The organism is Streptomyces stelliscabiei, assembly GCF_014873495.1.
GTDB classification, from domain to species: Bacteria; Actinomycetota; Actinomycetes; order Streptomycetales; family Streptomycetaceae; genus Streptomyces; species Streptomyces bottropensis.
The window spans coordinates 1,639,191-1,656,382 of the sequence record NZ_JADBGF010000001.1 but is presented as its reverse complement, the minus strand read 5'-3'; the positions used below and the strand labels follow the sequence as shown (position 1 = coordinate 1,656,382).

Sequence of the window (17,192 nt, the reverse complement as noted above, 5' to 3'; positions counted from 1 at the left end):
TTGACGATGACCATTTCCCTCTCTGTGGTCGTGCTGCTCGTGATCCTGACGGTGGCCTTTCTGCGCAACGGTGCGTTGAAGGTGTCGCACGCGGTGGTGTGTGTGCTGTTGGGGTTCTCGATGGCCGGTACGAGTCTGGGGCCGACGATTCACAACGGGTTGACGGCCACGGCGGAGATCGTGAGCAGCGTGGAGCCGTGAACGGGGGTGGGGGCGGGGGCGCCTGACAGCTAGGGGGGTGCGGGGCTCGTGGGCGGGTGCGGGTCCGGTGGGGCTTCTCGCGCAGTTCCCCGCGCCCCTGAGAAGCACGGGCAGCGCCCGAGAAGCGGCGTCAGGGTTTCGTGAAGACGCCGATGCCGTTCGGGACGGCGCGTTCCGTGCCGTCCGTGGGGTGGTTGCGGACCGTGACGGTGGTCGTGCCGGGTGCGCGGGCGACCAGCGTGGAGGAACCGCCGCCGTCCAGGCTGAACGCGTCGGTGGAGCCCAACCCCCGCATGGTGGCGGCGACTTCGGCGATGGTCAGCCCCGTGCGGTGGGCGGTCGCGCCGTCCAGGGCGAGGAGCAGGAGACGGTGGCCGCCGTCGGAGACCCCCGCGGCGGTGCGTACCGCCGAGGTCGTGTCGTCGAGGCCGGGGAGCGGGCCACCGCCCCGCAGGACCGGGTAGCCGCCGAGCGCGAAGGCGTACGGGGCCCCGGTCGAGGCGACGAGGAGGTGCGCTACCTCCACCGCGTCGCCGGGCACGAGCTTGCGCAGCCGCTGGGCGCCCGCCTCACGCCCGACCAGGACGGTCGTACCGGCCGCGATGGCCCCGCTGCCGGGCGTGCCGGCCGAGCCGACCACACGGCCGTCCTCGACCAGCACCTCGTGGGTGTCGGTGCTGCACGGCGCCGCCCGGTCGGTGTCCGTGCCGCAGACGGCCCGCAGCCGGGAGACGCTGCCCCAGTCCGAGGTGAACGCTCCGACGGAACCCACCGGCAGGGCGTACTGGTTGAGGCCCCGGAGCGGAAAGTCGCCGTCGGCGGTGGTGACGGTCCCGTCGAGGGCGATGCTGTCGAGGCGCGCCGTGCCGTCGGTCGTGACGCCGAGTACGTCCCTGGTGCTCGTCCCGGGCGGCAGGGACGGACCGAAGCGCTGGCCCGTCGGTACGGCGGCCTTGAGCGCGTGACCGGCGGCGATCGCCGGGCCGACCGGTGCCCCGGTGGCAGCCACACCCGGGTGCTGGGTCTCGGTGATGTTGAAGAAGTCGCCGTTGACCCCGGCCACGGCACCCGCCGCGGTGGCCAGCCGGGACACGGTCGCCCGCTCGGCCACCTTCCCCGGGTACAGCAGTCCGACGCCCACCTGCCGGTTGCGCAGGTCGACACTCAGCACATGGGCGTGCGCCACGCCCGCCGCCCCCCGGATGTCGAAGTGGCTGTACCCGACGCCCGGCGCGACGGCGACGGCCCTGGGCGCGCCGGCGGCCGGAGCCGCGCCCACGAGGGCCGCGCCGGCCAGCACACTCCACGCCGAGAGAACCGTCAGTACCCGTCGGAACCGTCCAGCACGACGCGTCACGGCGCCCCCTGATGTCTCGTCAACCGTCCCAGGACTCAGGGGAAGTGCACCAGACGACTACCGGCCGGGCGGCGGCTCGGCTCCGACGACGCGGGAACGGATGAGAAATCGCACCCCTTCGGGTGCCTCCAGGGAGAAACCGCTGCCCCGGCCCGGTACGACGTCGACGATCAGCCGGGTGTGGCGCCACGCCTCGTACTGGCTGCGGGACATCCAGAACCCGACCGTCTCCTCGACTCCCTCGACGGTGAGTTCCGCGAGGAGGACGTCCGAGTTCCCCGTGCGGAACTCGCCGTCCGGGTAGCACATGGGGGCGCTGCCGTCGCAGCAGCCGCCCGACTGGTGGAACATCAACGGGCCGTGGGCCGCCCGCAGCCGCCGTACGAGATCGGCGGCCGCGGGGGTCAGCTCTACGCGCGGGACGACATCCATGGCGGCAGTGAACGCCCCGGCAGGTTGCGAGGACGTTGCGCGGTCAGGATTCCGACCGGCCTCGGGCGCGGTCGCGGCGGCGCAGCAGGAGCAGGCCGCCCGCGAGGGCCGCGAGTCCCCCCGCGGCGGTCCAGGCCGGCACGTCGGAGATGCCGGTCGCGGCCAGATCCTCACCCTGGCCACCCCGGGCGCCGGTCGAGGCGCCGCCGGAAGGGGACGGGGAGGAGGACGAGGCGCCGGCGGAGGGGGAGGCGGCCTGTTCCGCGTTCCGGGTGAACGCCAGGGTGCCGAAGCCCAGCTGGTCGTACCCGCCGCTGTCGGGGCCGTAGTCGCCGCCGCCTCCCTCGGGGGCCGCCTTCGCCGCGGCGCGGGTGAGGTAGGAGGCGTCGAGGCCCCGCCGCCCGGTGTAGTGGTGGGCGATCATGGCCCAGATGGGGCGCCTCATGTTCGGGTCGACGCCGGCCGCGGCGGACGCGGTCTCCCGGCCGGACCAGCCGTCGACCGCGCCTTTCGCGCGGGTGTTCGCGGTGTAGGCGACCTCGCCGCCCAAGCTCCACCTGGCCACGTACTGGGCGCCCTTGAGGAAGCGGTCGTCGTCGTGGCCGTACAGGTCGATGCCCTGGTTCCAGGCCATCTCGCAGAGGGTGCCCATCAGGCCGACGCCGAGCAGGGCGTGCCCCTGGTCGCGGCCGGCCTCCAGCCATTCGCCGAGGCCGTCGTCGTGGACGACCGGGATGGCCTTCCCGACGGCGCCGAGGCCGTCGCCGTTCTTGAAGTAGTCGACGGCGCGGGCGACCCGGGCGCGGTCGTCGCAGAAGATGCCGGTGGCGAGGACGCACGCCATGTTGGCGAGGTCCCAGTTGGGCCAGTAGTTGGTGACGACGGCGCCGTTGTGGTGGACCAGGAAGTCGTCGCTGAGCGTGGCGAAGACCTCGGTCAGCATGACGGTGAAGCGGTCCAGGTCGAGGTCCGGGTGGTCACGGACCAGCTCTGCGGCGTTGGCGAACTGGTAGCCGTACAGGCCCGCCGCCAGGAACCGGTCGGCGCTGCCCCGCACGGCGGTCAGTGTCGCGGACCAGGCGTTGAGGATGCGCACGGCGGTGTCGGCGTGGGCGCTGTCGCCGGTGACGTGCCAGCGCAGGGCGTTCTGGTAGGCGGCGTGCACGTCCTTGTAGAGCGCCGCGTAGTTCTGCGGGGTACCGCCGCCCCGGTAGACGGTGGCGGCCGGGCGGGCGGTCCAGGAACTCTGGGCATGGGCGTTGGCGGTCAGCCTGGCGAAGCCCGCGGTGTAGGGCGCGGCGCCCGCCTTCACCTTCGCCGCCATCCGGGCCAGGTCCGCCGCGGTGTGGAGCAGACCGGGGTGCGCGTACGCGCCGCCCGCCGCCGCGGCCGGTGTCGCCACCGCGCCCGTGCCGGCGCCGAGCCCGGCCGCGCCCGCGGCGGTTCCGGCGATCTTCAGCATGCTCCGGCGGCTGATCTGTGCTGTCACGGTGGGGGTCCTCGGGTCTCGGGTACGGGGGTGGCGGCTCGCGCTCGCGCCGGCCCCGCGCGGGGAGCCACGCACAGGAGACGCACCGGCCCCGGGGAGATAACAGAAACCCGGAGCGGTGCGTCGTCCGCCGTACCCGCACCACCCGCCCGTACAGGCCGTACCCGCCCTACCCGGCGTCCTCAGGCGCTCGGCGTCCAGCCGGCCAGCCAGTCCGCGACCTCCTGGCCGGCGGCCTGGGCGTCGGTCAGGTGCGGACGGTCGGTGCTCGCGCCGCCCGCTCCCGGACCGGTGTTCTTGTACTCGGCGAACCGGTCGTCCTTCCAGGAGAAGCCGCTCATGTCGGTCCACGGCGCGGTCCTGATCGCGGCGCTGAGGCTGGTGTTGCGGACCGTCGTCTGCGGGTCGAGGGAGGCGTCGCCCCCCGCGTGCCAGGGGCGGCCGAGGTGGAAGCTGCGGTCGGACACGTCACCGTTGACGGTGGAGTCGGTGATCAGGAAGCCCTTGCGGTTCGCGGCCGTGCTCGGGGCGGTGACGTAGCCGGCGGAGGTGCCGTTCCAGCGCTTCTTCAGGGTGATGACCGACCTGTCGACGACGGCCGTGGCCCGGCCGAAGATGAAGTCGACGTTGCCGATGACGTAGGAGTTCGTGACGTAGACCCGGCCGAGCTTGTCCTTCGAGGCCGTGTCCAGCAGCAGGGTGTCCTGGTCGCCGGAGACGATGACGCCGTCGAGGAGGACCTTGTCGGCCGCGGTGCGCAGGGCGACCGCCTGGTGGCCGTCGAGGGACTGGTTGGCGGCCTCGTCGAAGTCGTTGGAGATGGTCAGGTTGCGGGCCTGGAAGTCGTCCGCCTCGACGGCGACGGTGGCGCTGCCGCCGGTCCCGTAGGTGCCGCCGCCCGGCTTGGGCGTGCCGGACGCGTTGTTGTAGACGATCGTGGTGTCCTTGCGGCTGCCGCCGGAGCCCTGGATGGTGACGTGCGGCTTGTTGGACGGGACCTTGACGAGTTCCCGGTAGGTGCCCGGCTTGACCGAGATCACCACTCGCGAGGGGTTGTTCGCGGGTACCGCGTCGACGGCCTTCTGCACGCTGGTGAACTGGCCGCTGCCGTCCTTGGCGACGGTGAGCGTGGTGGCGGCGGCTGCCTTGGTGGTCGCCGTCGTACCGATCGAACTCCGCGGACCCGCACCGGACTTGAGCAGCGCCGGTACGTCGGCCGCCTTGTCGAGGGTGTAGCCGTAGTACGTCTTCGGGTCGAAGGCCGTGCCGCCGCTCTCGTTGCGGCCGGAGGTGCCGGAGAAGACGTTGCCCCGCTGGACCAGGGCGGCCGTCGCGTCCTTGGTGACCGGGTTCCGCATGCCCTGGAAGTAGCTGTTCTCCAGGACCATCTTCGTGTTGCCGCGCGCGTAGTTGCCGTATGAGGAGGCGATGTCCGTGCCGGAGACGTCCTCCAGGAAGTTGTTGTAGAGATGCGCGTGGGCCACGTTGTCGGTGGAGGGGTTGCGCTGTTCGGTGTCGCGGAACCAGTTGTGGTGGATCGTCAGGTCGGCGGTGGTGTTGGTGGTCCAGCCGATGCCGAAGGTCTTGTTGTTCTGGCTGAGCTTGTTCCAGGACACCGTGACGTAGGTGGTGTCCTTGCGGCTGTCGATGAGGCCGTCCGCCATGTGCCGCAGGTCGTTGTGGTCGATCCAGACGTGGTGGGCGCCGTCCATCTGGATCGCGTCGAAGTCGTGGTCCTTGTCGTTCCAGGTGCCCTGGTAGGAGTCGCGGATCGTCAGGTTGCGGATGACGACGTTGTGGACGCCCTGGCCGAGGAAGAAGCCGCCGCCCACGATGTGGCCGGAGGTGCCGGAGCCGACGATCGTCTTGTCCGAGGCGACCCTGATCTCCTTGCCGACCGGGTTCATGTCGATGGTCGCCGCCACGACGATGACGTACGGCTCGGCGGCGGTGGCGTACTTCTCCAGATCGGCCAGGGTCTTCACGGTGACCGTTCGGCCGTCCCGGCCGCCGTAGGTGCCGTTCTGGCCCAGCGCGTTCACCGAGGCGAACCCGTCGGCGCTCGCGGTGGCCCAGGTGGGGGCGGCCGCCGCGGCCCGGGGCTGGGCGTCCGCGCCGAACACGCCGAAGACCGTGCCGTAGGCCATGGTCCCGGCGGCGGCCAGGGTCAGGGGGACACCGGCCACGACGGCGGTCTTCCTTCTGCGGTGGCGGGCCTTGCCGTGGTTCTCGCTCACGCGTCGCTTCCGTTCCGTGCGGGGGAGGGTCGTCAGCCGAGCAGTCGCCGCCGGATGCGCAGAGGTTGCCGCCTGCCGGGGCGAATTTCGGCCGGAACACCGGCACTTCGGGAGAGGCCGGGGATGGCCGGGAATCGACTTCGGCGCGCGCACTGGAACGGTCCAGGTCCGCGGGCCCGGACCCGGGACGGTCGTTGACACGTGCGCGCAGGTCAGGATCGGGTCGTCACAGCAACACATCGATTACGTTGTTCACTTGACTACCGGGCGTCACACGCGATTGGCTCCGCCCAGCGAAAGTCAGCCAGTCGCCGCACGTCATCGCGGTGATGACGGTGATGTCGCTCCCCCCGACCTCCCGTCCGGTCGCACAGCGAGGTGCCGCGCCCCCATGAACCCATCGCCCGCGTCCCACAGGGTCTTCACCGCCTTCCGCGCCACGGCGCTCGCCGCCGCCCTCTGCCTGACCGTCGCCGGCTGCTCGGTGTTCGGCGGCTCGGGGGCCGATTCGGACACGGACGCGTCGGGTGGCGCGGGTGGGATGAAGGTCGCGCTGATCACGCACAGCGCCGAGGGGGACGCCTTCTGGGACCTGGTCCGCAAGGGAGCGCAGGTCGCGGCGGCGAAGGACGGCATCGACCTGACCTTCGTCAGCGACCCCGACCCCGCCGGACAGGCGAAACTGGTGCGGGACGCGATCGCCGACAAGGTCGACGGCATCGCGGTGACCCTGGCCAAGCCGCAGGCGGTGCGCGGCGCGGTCGCCGAGGCCCGCGCGGCCGGCATACCGGTGGTGGGTCTCAACTCCGGCATCGGCGCCTGGCAGGCGCAGGGTCTGCTGGCCTTCTACGGCCAGGACGAGAGCGTGGCCGGCCGGGCGCTCGGCAACGAACTCGACGCCCGCGCGGCCAAACGGGCCCTGTGCGTCATCCACGAGCGTGGCAACGTCGCCCTGGAGGCCCGCTGCGCCGGCGTACGGAAGACCTTCGGCGGCCAGACCGAGAACCTGTACGTGGACGGCACCGACATCGACGCCGTGACCGACTCGATCGCCGCGAAGCTCCGCCAGGACCCCTCCGTCGACGAGGTCGTCACGCTCGGGGCGCAGTTCGCGCTCGCCGCCGTGGACTCGGTTCGCGACGCCGGCAGCAAGTCCAAGGTCGCCACGTTCGACCTCAACAAGGATCTGGTCGAGGCGGTGCGGGACGGGGACGTCCAGTTCGCGGTGGACCAACAGCCCTACCTGCAGGGCTACCTCGCCGTCGACGGGCTGTGGCTGTACCGGACCAACGGCAACGTCAGCGGTGGCGGTGTCGCACCCGTGCTCACCGGCCCCGCGTTCGTGACCAGGAAGAACATCGCGGGAGTCGCCGAGTTCGCGGAGAACGGGACCCGTTGACGTGACCGGTCCGGGACCCCGTGAACCCCCGGTCGGCCGCAGCCGCCCAGCCGCGGCACGGGGGCAGACGGAACCCTCCGTTCGGACGCGACGGTGCCACGGAACCCAAGCAAGCGGAACGGTCGTGTAACGGCGACGCCAAACTTCCGACCGCCCCTGCACCCTGCGCTCACTTGTACGGATAACATCCTGCGCATCCCCTGTGCGCCCTACTGACAGGTGTCCACCCGCCTTTTCCGGACGCCCGTCACCCCGTCCCCCGCTTCCTTCCGCTCCCCGCCAACCGCCCAAGGACGACGATGCCCCCACGGACCGGCGCCCGGCGCCGTCTCGGCTCCATACGTCTCTCGCTGATCACCCTGGCCCTGATCCCCAGCGTCACGCTGGCGGTGAGCTGGGGTGTGACGACGACCCAGATGTTCTCCGAGGGACTGCAGCTGCGGACGCAGACCGGCCTGAGCAAGTCCACCGGCGCCATGGGAACCGAGGCGACCCTCGCCCTGCAGCGCGAGCGAGCCCTGTCCGCCGCCTACATGGCGGCCCCCGGCAGCTCGACGAAGGCCCTGGACAAGCAGCGCCACCAGACCGACCGGGCGGTCGCCAAGCTGGACCGCCGCGCGAGCGAGATCGAGCGCGCCCCCGACCGCATCGGCGACCAGCTGTACTCGGTCATGGGAGCCTCCAACAGCCTGGAGTACTACCGGGACCAGGTGGACAACCCCACCGACATCACGCCCGAGCAGGTCCTGGAGCACTACAGCTCGATCATCGACGGCCAGATCCACGCCTTCCAGCAGCTGACCCAGGTCGACGACGGCGACCTCACCTCGCAGGCCGGTCCCCTCGTCACCATCGCACAGGCCGCGGAGCTGGTCTCGCAGGAGGACGCGTTCCTCACCCTCAACTGGCCCTCGGGCCGCCTCGACGAGCCGACCCGGAACAATTTCGCCCAGGTGGTCAACGCCCGCCGCTGGCTCGTGGACAACCAGCTCGTTCCCTCGTTGGAGGGCGAGGTGAAGACCGAGGTCGAGCGGATCGTCCAGGGCAGGGACTGGCAGGCGCTGCTGTCCGTGGAGGACGAGGTCCTGTCGGCCCGCACCACCGGAAACGGGGAGTCCCGCCGGACCGAACTGCCGCGGGCGCAGGCGCGCTGGGACGCCGCGATGACGAAGCTCTCCGCCCAGTACGAGACGTTGATCCGCGCGCAGACCCAGGGACTGCTGGAGCGCAGTGGCGAGGAGGCGCGCGGTCTGCTGATCACGGCCGGCTCGCTGAGCGCCGGCGGTCTCGCCGCGCTGCTGCTGTGCATCGTGATGTCCTGGCGCATCACCCGTTCGCTGTCCCGCAGGCTCACGGGGCTGCGCACGGCCACCCTCAGCCTCGCCGAGGAGCGGCTGCCCGACATCGTCGCCCGCCTGGACCGTGGCGAGAAGGTCGACGCGGACGCCGCCTCGGCCCCGCTGGACTACGGCACCGACGAACTCGGCCAGGTCGCCAAGGCGTTCAACGCCGCCCAGCGCACCGCCGTCCACACCGCCGTGGAACTCGCCGACACCCGGCGCGGCTTCCAGCGCGTCATCCTCGGCATCGCCCGGCAGAGCCAGAACCTGGTCAACCTCCAGCTCACCAAGCTCGACAAGCTGGAACGCCAGCACCAGGACCCCGAGATCCTCAAGGGCCTCTACGAACTGGACTCCACGGCCAGCCAGTTGCGCCGCTACGAAGAGAACCTGGTCATCATCAGCGGTGAGCGCCCCGGCCGCAGCTGGACCGAACCGGTCGCGCTGATCGACATCCTGCGCAGCGCCGTCGGCGAGGTCGCCCAGTACCAGCGGGTGGAGGTGCACGCCGACGACGACGTGTGGATCGCCCCGCCCGCCGTGGCCGACGTCATCCACCTCCTCGCCGAACTCATCGACAACGCGACCTCCTACTCGCCCGCCCCGAGTCCGGTCAGCGTCCGCGCCGCGACCGTCGCCAAGGGGCTCGCCCTGGAGGTCGAGGACCGGGGGCTGGGCATGTCCGAGGAGGACTACGCCGCGTTCAACGCCCAACTGGCGGTGCCTCCGCAGTTCGACGTGGTCGCGCTCGCCGACGACCTCCGGCTCGGCATGTTCGTCATCGCCCGGCTGGCCACCCGCCACGGCATCACCGTCACCCTGCGGGCCTCGCCGTACGGCGGCACCACCGCGATCGTGCTGATCCCGGACGAGACCGTGGTCCGCGAGGCCCCCACCCCCGACGAGGACGGCCCCGAGGCCGACGAACCGCCCGCCCGTACCTCGCTGGTGGCCGCCCGGGTCGCCGCGACCTCGTCGGGCGCCCGCCCCGAGCCCGGACCCGGGGAACAGGAGGCGGACGGCGCGCCGCGGGAGCGGACCGCCCACGCCCCCGAGAGCGCCGACGCCCCCGACGGCGCCGACCCGGCCAAGAGTGCCGACGCCCCTGACGGCGCCGACGCGGCCAAGAGCGCCGGCGGGCGGATCGCCGACGCCGTCAGGGCCGCGAACGGGACACGGACGGCCGCCGGGAGCAGGTCCCCGGCCGGGAAGAAGGGCGGCCCGATGCCGCTGCCCCGCCGGATCCCGCAGACCAGCCTGGCCGCCGAGCTGAAGGAGGAGGCCGGACCCTGCCCCGAGGGCGACGCCGACGACTTCACGGCCGAGCGCGCGGCCTCCTCGCTCGCCGGTTTCCAGCGCGGCACCCTCCAGGCACGTGACGACGACGCGGAATCCGAGTACGCCCCGGGGGAGGGATCCGCATCCGAAGAACCGGGGGACCGCGTCCCCGCCTCCGGCACCTGACGGCCCATCGACTCCCCACGCAGACCGCTCTTTGAAGGACACACAGATGACACGCCCCATCCCCGCCACGCACAGCCAGCTCGACCAGCTGCTCACCGGACTGGTGGACCGGGTCGCCGAGGTCGACCACGCCGTCGTGCTCTCCGAGGACGGACTGGTCGTCAGCAAGTCCACCGCGTTCCTGCGCGACGACGCCGAGCGGCTGGCGGCGACGGCGTCCGGCCTGATGAGCCTCAGCAAGGGCGTCAGCATGGACTTCCGCGGCGGTCCCGTGCGCCAGTTGCTCATCGAGATGGGCAACGCCTTCCTCATCCTCACCAACGCCGGACCCGGCGCCAACCTCGCCGTGCTGACCCGGCAGGGCGCCGACGTCGGCGTGGTGGCGTACCAGATGAACATGCTGGTGAAGAAGATCGGCGAGCACCTCAGCGCGGCCCCACGCGCGGGTGTCGTCGCGGCCGACAGCGGCGAGTGAGGTGAACGGAGGCGACGCGGCGGGCCGGCTGGTTCGCCCGTTCACCCTGACGGGCGGCCGGACCCGGCCCGCCCGTGGCGACTTCACCCTCATCACCACGGTCACGGCCGTGGACCCGCAGCCGGCCGGCGGCACCCGGCCCCAGCCGGAACACGCCCGCATCCTCAGACTGTGCGCGAGGCCGATGGTGGTGGCGGAGCTGGCCAGCGAGCTCGACCTCCCGGTGAGCGTGGTCGCCATCATGCTCTGCGACCTGCTGGAGGCGGGCCGGATCAGCGTCCGCCAGCCACGGCTGATCTCCCGCGCCCCCGACCTGGACCTGCTGAAGAAAGTGAGGGACGGTCTTGGCCGGCTCTGACCCCCAGGTGATCGCGGCTCCCGACACGGTGAAGATCCTCATCGCCGGCGGCTTCGGCGTCGGAAAGACGACCATGGTCGGGTCGGTCAGCGAGATCGTCCCGCTGCGCACGGAGGAACCCCTCACCACGGCCGGTCTCGGCGTCGACGACCTCGACGGCATCCCCGAGAAGAACGCCACCACGGTGGCCCTCGACTTCGGCCGGATCAGCATCGGCCAGGACCTCGTGCTCTATCTGTTCGGCACGCCCGGACAGCAGCGGTTCTGGTTCATGTGGAACGACCTGTCCATCGGAGCCCTCGGTGCCGTCGTCCTCGTCGACGTGCGCCGGCCCGAGTCCAGCTTCGCCGCCATCGACTTCTTCGAACGCCGCAAGATCCCGTTCGTCATCGGCGTCAACGGGTTCCACGGCGAGCACCCCTACGAACCCGAGGTGATCCGCGAGTCCCTGGCGCTGCCGGAGAACACCCCCGTCCTGCTCTTCGACGCCCGCGAGCGCGCCTCCTGCCGGGACGTCCTGATCGCCCTCCTGGACCAGCTGATCGCCGCGTCGGCCCGCTGAGGGACTACGGGCGGACCTCCTCGCGGACCAGGCCGGCCACATGGTCGGTGATGGTGTCGAGGATGTCCGCCCAGGCGGCGTCGTCGCCGAGGACGAGGAAGTTGAGGGTGAGGCCGTCCGTCATGGCGGCCAGGTAGCGCGCCAGGACCGGGACGGGCACCGTCAGTTCGAACCCCATCGTCCCGCGCAGCTGCTCGATCAGATCGGCGTAGGTGACGCGGTACATCTCGTACTGCCGCCGCGCCAGATGCTCGAATCCGGGCTCCCGCAGGGCGTACTGGGTCAGCTCGTAGGTGAGCATGTGCTCGCCCGGGTGGGCGGACACGTGGTCCCAGTACGCCTGGAAACCGGCCCGGACGGTCTCCCTGAGCGTCTCCCTCGGCCGGATCGCCTCCCGCACCAGGGCCACGTAGTGCCCGGTGATGGTGGTGATGACGGACTCCAGCAGTTCCTGCTTCGACTCGAAGCAGTAGTGGAAGACGCTCAGCGACACGCCCGCCTCGGCCGCGATGGACCGGGTCGTCGTCCTGGGGACGCCGTCCCGGGTCATCGCGCGGATCGCGGCCTCGGTGAGCTGTCTGCGTCGCTCGGCCGACGGCAGGCGTGCCATGTGGTTCCCTTCCCCCGTCGGATGCGGTCAGCTGCTGTAGACGCCGACCTCGTAGAGGGAGTAACCCCAGTCCGTACCGCGGTCGGTCCCCAGCATCCGAACATATCTGGCCGTCACCGCGGAGAACTTGGCCGTGTCGAGGCCGCCGTCACCCGAAGTGGTGGACCAGACCGTCTTCCAGGTCGAGCCGTCGGTTGAGACGTCGATCTGGTACGCCTTGCCGTAGGCCCGCTCCCAGTCCAGGGTGACCTTGCGGATCGTGTGCGAGGCGCCGAGGTCCACCTTCCACCACTGGGAGTCGCTCCAGTCGCTCGCCCAGCGGGTGCCGCCGTCACCGTCCACGGCCCGGCCGGGCTGGTAGCTGGTGACCGGGTTCGACTCGGACGCACTGGCCGTCGCCGTCTTCCCCTTGGCCAGGTTGACGCCCGCCTGGTGACCCTCGGAGGAGCCCCAGGTGCCGAGGTAGGACTCGGCGCCCTTGAAGAGGTCGTCCACGGCGCCCTGACCGCCGACCTGCCGGATGTCCTCGATCCAGTCCGGGATCATGCCGACGTGGGCGGCGCCGTCGGTGTTGTAGTCGAAGGTGCGCTGTCCGGTGGTCTGCTTGTCGATCGTGGAGCCGCCGTCGACGCTCTTGAAGGGGTACTTCACCGGGTTGGAGGTGTTCGCGCCGCGCGGGGCGGGGTGGTCGCCGATGCCGTTGAAGTCGGTGCCGTAGCCGTAGCCCACGTCGTACTTGGTCCGCAGCGCGTCCGTGCGCGCGGCCTCCTTGGCGAACTCCTCGGAGCCGTGCATGTACTGGGCGACGAAACCGCCGAGGGAGTAGACCCGCTCGGTCCAGTTCAGGTCCATCCAGCTGTGCGAGGACAGCACGCCCGGGTAGGACGCGGCCTCGAACATGTCCAGCACCTGGCCGGTGGCCTTGACGCTCATGTGGTCGATCTCGAGCATCATCTTGCGCTTCATCATGCCCTGCACGGCGTACTCACCGAGATCGGTCAGCCCGCGCACGTTGCACTGCGCGTTGTCGTCGTACTCCGGGACCTCGGTGCCCTCCGGCAGGTCCTCCTCGGCCTTCGTCGCCGCGTCACCGATCGGGTTGTCCTTCTGGGGGCCCTTGCACTTCTCCGTCTGCCAGAAGGTGCCGGTCGACAGGAACTGGCCGACGTTGATCGCCGTACCGAGACCGTGCTCGTCGAAGCGGACACCGCACAGCGCGTTGTCGAACTTGTGGCACAGGAACATGCTGCGCACACCGAGGCCGTACAGCTCGTCGAGGCCCTTGTCGATGTCCGCCTTGCTGCACTGGGCGATGTCGAGGATCTGCTTGCAGCCGAACGGCTCGGAGGTCTCCACACCGAGGACGACGGCGAGCTTGCCCTGCTTGATGACCTCACGGGCCTGCGCGCTGTCGGTGACGATCCGGAACCAGCCCTTGCCGGCGCCGCCGTACTGCGCGTCGATGTAGTCCTGGAGGTCGTACGTCAGCTTCGCCTGCAGCCGGATCGAGGTCATCTCGTCGCAACCGCGGTCCTTGAACGGGTAGATCGAGCAGATCATCCCGTTGGTGACCAGGTCGTTGACCAGCACCCGCTGACCGCCGCGCCAGGCGCGCTCGATCCAGGCGTAGTAGTTGGCCTGGTGCGTCATCGAGTCGTACGCCGGCCAGTCCTTGAACGTCGGGTAGCCGACCGGGTCGTGCTTGCCGTCGCCGCCGTGGGTGATGTAGTCGAACAGCGCGAGGTTGCCGTCCGGGTAGTGCTCCGGACAGTCCTTCAGCGCGTCGGCGATGCCGGACTGCGAGAACACCTTGCCGCAGATGAGACGGCCGCCGAACGCCTCGTTGGAGAACAGGTGGTTGTGGGCGTCGACGAAGCCGCGCACGTCGCCCGCCGCGTCGGTCCCCTTGAACGGCTCACCCGTCACGTTGATCTGGGAGTCGGGCGACGGCCGTGAGGTGGGCAGCCACCATTCGCCGGTGGCGGCCGAACTCGGCGACGGGCTGAGCAGCATGCCCATCGCGGTGAGGAACAGCGCCAGCACCATGAGGGGTCTGCGTCGGCTACGGGCGCGTGGAGTCCTGGTCATCACTCACGTCCTCGGTCAGGGGGATGCACGGTCGATCGGCCAGACCGTTCCGGGACGCGGTGAACACCCACGACGCCTTAGTCCGATTGTCATGGCTGGCACAAGCGATGTGACGAGAATCGCCACTGAGGTGATCCGAGTCAATAGTCCGGGACGCTTGACCTGATGCCGGTCATTGCCCTAATGCGGGAGAACACTTCGTCAAGTTCCCGTGAAGAAAAGGAGGTTGCTCGCAGGTCTCAGGAAGGCGTGCGGACCGACTGCCGGATCACCAACTGCGTGCCCCGCACCACGTGGTCGTCGCCCCCGAGGCGCTCCTCGCGCTCCAGCGCCAACCGGACCGCCGCGCGCCCCAGATCCTCGTACGGCACCCGCACCGTGGTCAGCGCGGGGGAGAGGCCGGCGGCGAACGGGACGTCGTCGAAGCCGATCAGGGAGATGTCGCCCGGGACGTCGAGACCGGCCTCGCGCAGCGCGGCCAGCGCCCCCGTCGCCACCATGTCGGTGCCCGCGAAGACCGCGGTGAAGTCCAGGCCGGCCGCCAGCGCCTCCCGGGTGCGCTGACAGCCCGAGACGCGGGTGTACGGGCCCGGCAGCTCCAACTCCTCAGTGTGCGCCACCCCGTGTGCGCGCAGAGCGTGCAGGAATCCGTCCCGGCGCTGGTCGGCGGTGCTGAGTCCGGGGTACCCGCCCAGGAAGAGGACCCGCCTGGGTCGGCTACGCGAGCCTCGCCGGCCTGCTTCCCCTGGTGGTGTTCGCGCTGTGGGGCGGCGCGGTCGCCGACAGCGTGGACCGGTGTCCGGCGGTCAGCAGATGGTCGGCGGCCTGGAAGGCGCCACCCCGGTTGTCGTACTGCACCACCGTCACCGGCAGATCGCCGGGCAGCGGCGGGCGGCCCACCAGGACCAGCCGGGAGCCCACCGCGTCCAGGGCCGTCGCGTAACCGGCCATCCTGCGCCGGTACGCCTCGCCCTGCCGGGCCCCGCCGACGAGGAGGACCGCCGCCGCGTGCTGCTGGCGCATCAGCTGGACCAGGTCGTCCTCGGGCCGAGTCGTCGTGCGTGGCGCACACCAGGGTCGGGGTGCGTGAACCTGGGCCCACCATTCCGGTAGGCGTCTACTGCGATGGGTCCGGCGGTCGGGTCAGGCGGGGGAGTCGGCGGCCGCTGGCGTGGCGGGCGCGGCGACCTCGGCGCCTTCCGGGCCGGTGGCGGGTCCGGGTACGACCGGGAGCGGGGCCGGGGTGCGGCGGCGTCCGGCCAGGCGGCAGCCGAGGCAGTCCCCGTGGCCGCCGCGCGCGGAGCGGTCGCGGACCCCGAGGGCCCACTGGTCGCGGGGGCGGGGGCCGGGCGGCTTGCCCCAGCCGGCGAGGTGCAGGCCCCAGGTGACCAGGAGGGCCAGGACCGAGACGGTGGCGCCCAGGGCGAACCCCGGGGTCCAGCCGCAGACCCCCAGGCCGAGAAGCGCCGACCCTGTGGTGCCGATGGCGGTGCCGGTCCAGCCGGCGACGGTGTGGCCCTCGTCGTGAAGACTCACGTGACTGCTCCCCTCGCGCGCGCCGTTCCGTGTCACGGCATGCCGCGGCCACGCCCACGGCGCCGACTATGATGTCTTAGTAAGTAAGGAATGTAGCTTGCCTCGGAGGCAACTTCAATGGAGTCCGAACGCCGCCCCACCGTCCCGGAAGCCATCAGCGCGATGGACGGCCTGATCGCGACGATGATCGTCGGCCAGCAGGAGTTCGCGCGGAACCTCGGGCTGAGCGTCACGGACCTCGTCTGTTTCGCGTACGTCTTGGAGGCCGGGGAGGCACCGGTCACCGCCGGTGATCTGGCCGCTCGCGCACACGTCACCACGGGCGCGGTGACCGGCATCCTCAACCGTCTGGAACGCGGCGGCTTCGTGACCCGACGGCCGGACCCGGCCGACCGCCGCCGGGTCCGCGTGGTCGCGGTCCCCGACGCCGCCGAGCGGGTGGTGGCCGTCTACGGCCCGTTCTACGCCCGCCTCGCCGAGTTGTTCGCGCGGTACTCAGCCGACGAACTGGCCCTGCTCACGGACTGGTTCGGACGGGCGGGGGAGTTGGCGCGGGGGTATCTGGAGGAGGCGGGTTAGGCGGTGGCGAGGGTGTGGCCGGCCGGATGGGTGGCCGGGCGGGCGGGGGTGGGTGGCTTGTGTGGGCGGCGCGTCCGGGAGCCGCTGCGGGTGCAGGCCGCCGCGGCGAGGGCGGGTCCTACGGACGTGGTGCGGGGCGGGTGTCGTACGGCATGCGCGGTGGCTCCTCAGGACAGCGGTGCTGTCGAACCCCTGATCACCACCTTGCAGGGGAGGGTGTCGATGCCGGTGCGCGAGGTCCCGGCGATCGCGGCGAACAGGGCGTGGGCGGCTGCTCGGCCGACCTGTTCCAGGTTCATGTCGACGCTGGTCGGCGGAGGTCGGGAACCGGCGGTCATGATCTGTCGGTTGTCGAAGCCCATGACGGCGATGTCGTCGGGCACGCGGTGGCCGCGCTCGCGCAGGACCTCCATGACGCCCCGGGCGATCTGGTCGCTGCCGCACAGGACGGCGTCGAGTTCGGGGTGGCGGTCGAGCAGCATGGCGGTGGCGGCCCGTCCCCACCCCTCCGACCAGGCGCCGAACCGCGGCTCCCCGACCAGGCCGAGCCCGGCGTCGGCGAGCGCGGCCTGGTCGGGGAGGTGGGCGTGCGCGGCCCGCGAGGACGACACCGGGACCCAGGCGGGGCGAGCCGTGACGGGGGCTGTGTACCGTCTCGCCCCCACGGTCGTCTCGACGGGCCCTCCTGACCACTGGTTGGCCCCCGCCCCGCCCCGACCGGGCGGTCACCCGGCGACCCCCACTGCTCCACACCCCCCACCGAACGACCGATGATCGCAGTCGTGAAGCATGTCCCAACCCCCCACCCGCCGAACGCTCGTGGGGGCCGTACGGGCCCTCGCCGACGCGTGGGTCTCCGAGGGCCGGCTCACCGGAGCGGAACGGGACGCGGTGGTCGCCGTGGCGGTCCGGGCCGGTCTTCGGCGCTGAGTGCGCCGCGGGCCGAGCCAGCCGAACGGGCCGAACGGGCCGAACGGGCCGAGACGGCCCGACAGAGCCGAGCGCCCCGAACGTGCGCGCAGGGTTGACGTGTACGCGGCTTGATGGGTCTATGGGAGCGCTCCC

Annotated in this window: 18 protein-coding genes; 8 read left to right on the top strand and 10 right to left on the bottom strand. The window is 71.4% G+C overall.

Annotation, left to right across the window (positions count from 1 at the left end; genetic code table 11):
* The first annotated feature begins 6 nt into the window (after positions 1-6).
* Positions 7-201, top strand: coding sequence for a hypothetical protein (locus H4687_RS07125; RefSeq protein WP_097250794.1), 195 nt, complete (start codon positions 7-9; stop codon positions 199-201).
* A 130-nt stretch (positions 202-331) separates the two neighbouring features.
* Here the strand turns inward: H4687_RS07125 and H4687_RS07120 are convergent, their stop codons facing one another.
* From H4687_RS07120 to H4687_RS07105, 4 genes are all read right to left on the bottom strand, one after another.
* Entirely contained in the window at positions 332-1,558 is a 1,227-nt protein-coding gene (locus tag H4687_RS07120; RefSeq protein ID WP_373560652.1) for a phosphodiester glycosidase family protein, read from the bottom strand.
* Positions 1,559-1,615: 57 nt separating this feature from the next.
* A complete protein-coding gene (locus H4687_RS07115) occupies positions 1,616-1,990 on the bottom strand; it encodes a DUF779 domain-containing protein (RefSeq protein ID WP_005475333.1) in 375 nt (124 codons plus the stop codon).
* A 43-nt stretch (positions 1,991-2,033) separates the two neighbouring features.
* Complete coding sequence (locus tag H4687_RS07110; protein ID WP_046917718.1) at positions 2,034-3,452, bottom strand: alginate lyase family protein; 1,419 nt, start codon at positions 3,450-3,452, stop codon at positions 2,034-2,036.
* 209 nt (positions 3,453-3,661) lie between these two features.
* A complete protein-coding gene (locus H4687_RS07105; RefSeq protein WP_046917719.1) occupies positions 3,662-5,716 on the bottom strand; it encodes a pectinesterase family protein in 2,055 nt (684 codons plus the stop codon).
* A gap of 391 nt (positions 5,717-6,107) precedes the next feature.
* Here H4687_RS07105 and H4687_RS07100 point away from each other — a divergent pair, with 391 nt between their 5' ends.
* From H4687_RS07100 to H4687_RS07080, 5 genes are all read left to right on the top strand, one after another.
* Positions 6,108-7,115 (top strand): substrate-binding domain-containing protein, encoded by a 1,008-nt coding sequence (locus H4687_RS07100; RefSeq protein WP_046917720.1) that lies wholly within the window; start codon positions 6,108-6,110, stop codon positions 7,113-7,115.
* A 299-nt stretch (positions 7,116-7,414) separates the two neighbouring features.
* Positions 7,415-9,919, top strand: coding sequence for a sensor histidine kinase (locus H4687_RS07095; RefSeq protein WP_046917721.1), 2,505 nt, complete (start codon positions 7,415-7,417; stop codon positions 9,917-9,919).
* 46 nt (positions 9,920-9,965) lie between these two features.
* Positions 9,966-10,394: a roadblock/LC7 domain-containing protein gene (locus H4687_RS07090; protein WP_020114533.1), complete on the top strand. Its 429-nt coding sequence runs from the start codon at positions 9,966-9,968 to the stop codon at positions 10,392-10,394.
* A gap of 1 nt (position 10,395) precedes the next feature.
* Positions 10,396-10,752 carry a DUF742 domain-containing protein gene (locus H4687_RS07085; protein WP_046917722.1) on the top strand — a complete coding sequence of 119 codons (357 nt, stop codon included), beginning with the start codon at positions 10,396-10,398 and terminating at the stop codon, positions 10,750-10,752.
* Positions 10,739-11,314, top strand: coding sequence for a GTP-binding protein (locus H4687_RS07080; RefSeq protein ID WP_046917723.1), 576 nt, complete (start codon positions 10,739-10,741; stop codon positions 11,312-11,314). The genes H4687_RS07085 and H4687_RS07080 overlap by 14 nt, the downstream gene beginning before the upstream one ends.
* Before the next feature lie 4 nt (positions 11,315-11,318).
* Here the strand turns inward: H4687_RS07080 and H4687_RS07075 are convergent, their stop codons facing one another.
* The 5 genes from H4687_RS07075 to H4687_RS07055 form a co-directional block, all read right to left on the bottom strand.
* Positions 11,319-11,924: a TetR/AcrR family transcriptional regulator gene (locus tag H4687_RS07075; protein ID WP_046917724.1), complete on the bottom strand. Its 606-nt coding sequence runs from the start codon at positions 11,922-11,924 to the stop codon at positions 11,319-11,321.
* A 27-nt stretch (positions 11,925-11,951) separates the two neighbouring features.
* Positions 11,952-13,970 carry a galactose-binding domain-containing protein gene (locus H4687_RS07070; RefSeq protein ID WP_046917725.1) on the bottom strand — a complete coding sequence of 673 codons (2,019 nt, stop codon included), beginning with the start codon at positions 13,968-13,970 and terminating at the stop codon, positions 11,952-11,954.
* Between the two features lie 281 nt (positions 13,971-14,251).
* Complete coding sequence (locus H4687_RS48435; RefSeq protein ID WP_078907105.1) at positions 14,252-14,707, bottom strand: LacI family DNA-binding transcriptional regulator; 456 nt, start codon at positions 14,705-14,707, stop codon at positions 14,252-14,254.
* 22 nt (positions 14,708-14,729) lie between these two features.
* Positions 14,730-15,035 (bottom strand): type 1 periplasmic-binding domain-containing protein, encoded by a 306-nt coding sequence (locus H4687_RS48430; protein ID WP_046917727.1) that lies wholly within the window; start codon positions 15,033-15,035, stop codon positions 14,730-14,732.
* A gap of 120 nt (positions 15,036-15,155) precedes the next feature.
* On the bottom strand, positions 15,156-15,548 hold the full coding sequence (locus tag H4687_RS07055; RefSeq protein ID WP_046917728.1) for an HGxxPAAW family protein: 393 nt from the start codon (positions 15,546-15,548) through the stop codon (positions 15,156-15,158).
* Between the two features lie 117 nt (positions 15,549-15,665).
* Between H4687_RS07055 and H4687_RS07050 the strand changes: the two genes are divergently transcribed.
* Positions 15,666-16,127 (top strand): MarR family transcriptional regulator, encoded by a 462-nt coding sequence (locus tag H4687_RS07050; RefSeq protein ID WP_046917729.1) that lies wholly within the window; start codon positions 15,666-15,668, stop codon positions 16,125-16,127.
* 167 nt (positions 16,128-16,294) lie between these two features.
* On the opposite strand, the gene H4687_RS07045 is transcribed toward H4687_RS07050, so the two are convergent.
* On the bottom strand, positions 16,295-16,738 hold the full coding sequence (locus H4687_RS07045; protein ID WP_233443312.1) for a substrate-binding domain-containing protein: 444 nt from the start codon (positions 16,736-16,738) through the stop codon (positions 16,295-16,297).
* Positions 16,739-16,916: 178 nt separating this feature from the next.
* Between H4687_RS07045 and H4687_RS07040 the strand changes: the two genes are divergently transcribed.
* Complete coding sequence (locus H4687_RS07040; RefSeq protein WP_159392180.1) at positions 16,917-17,057, top strand: hypothetical protein; 141 nt, start codon at positions 16,917-16,919, stop codon at positions 17,055-17,057.
* The last annotated feature ends 135 nt before the right edge of the window (positions 17,058-17,192 follow it).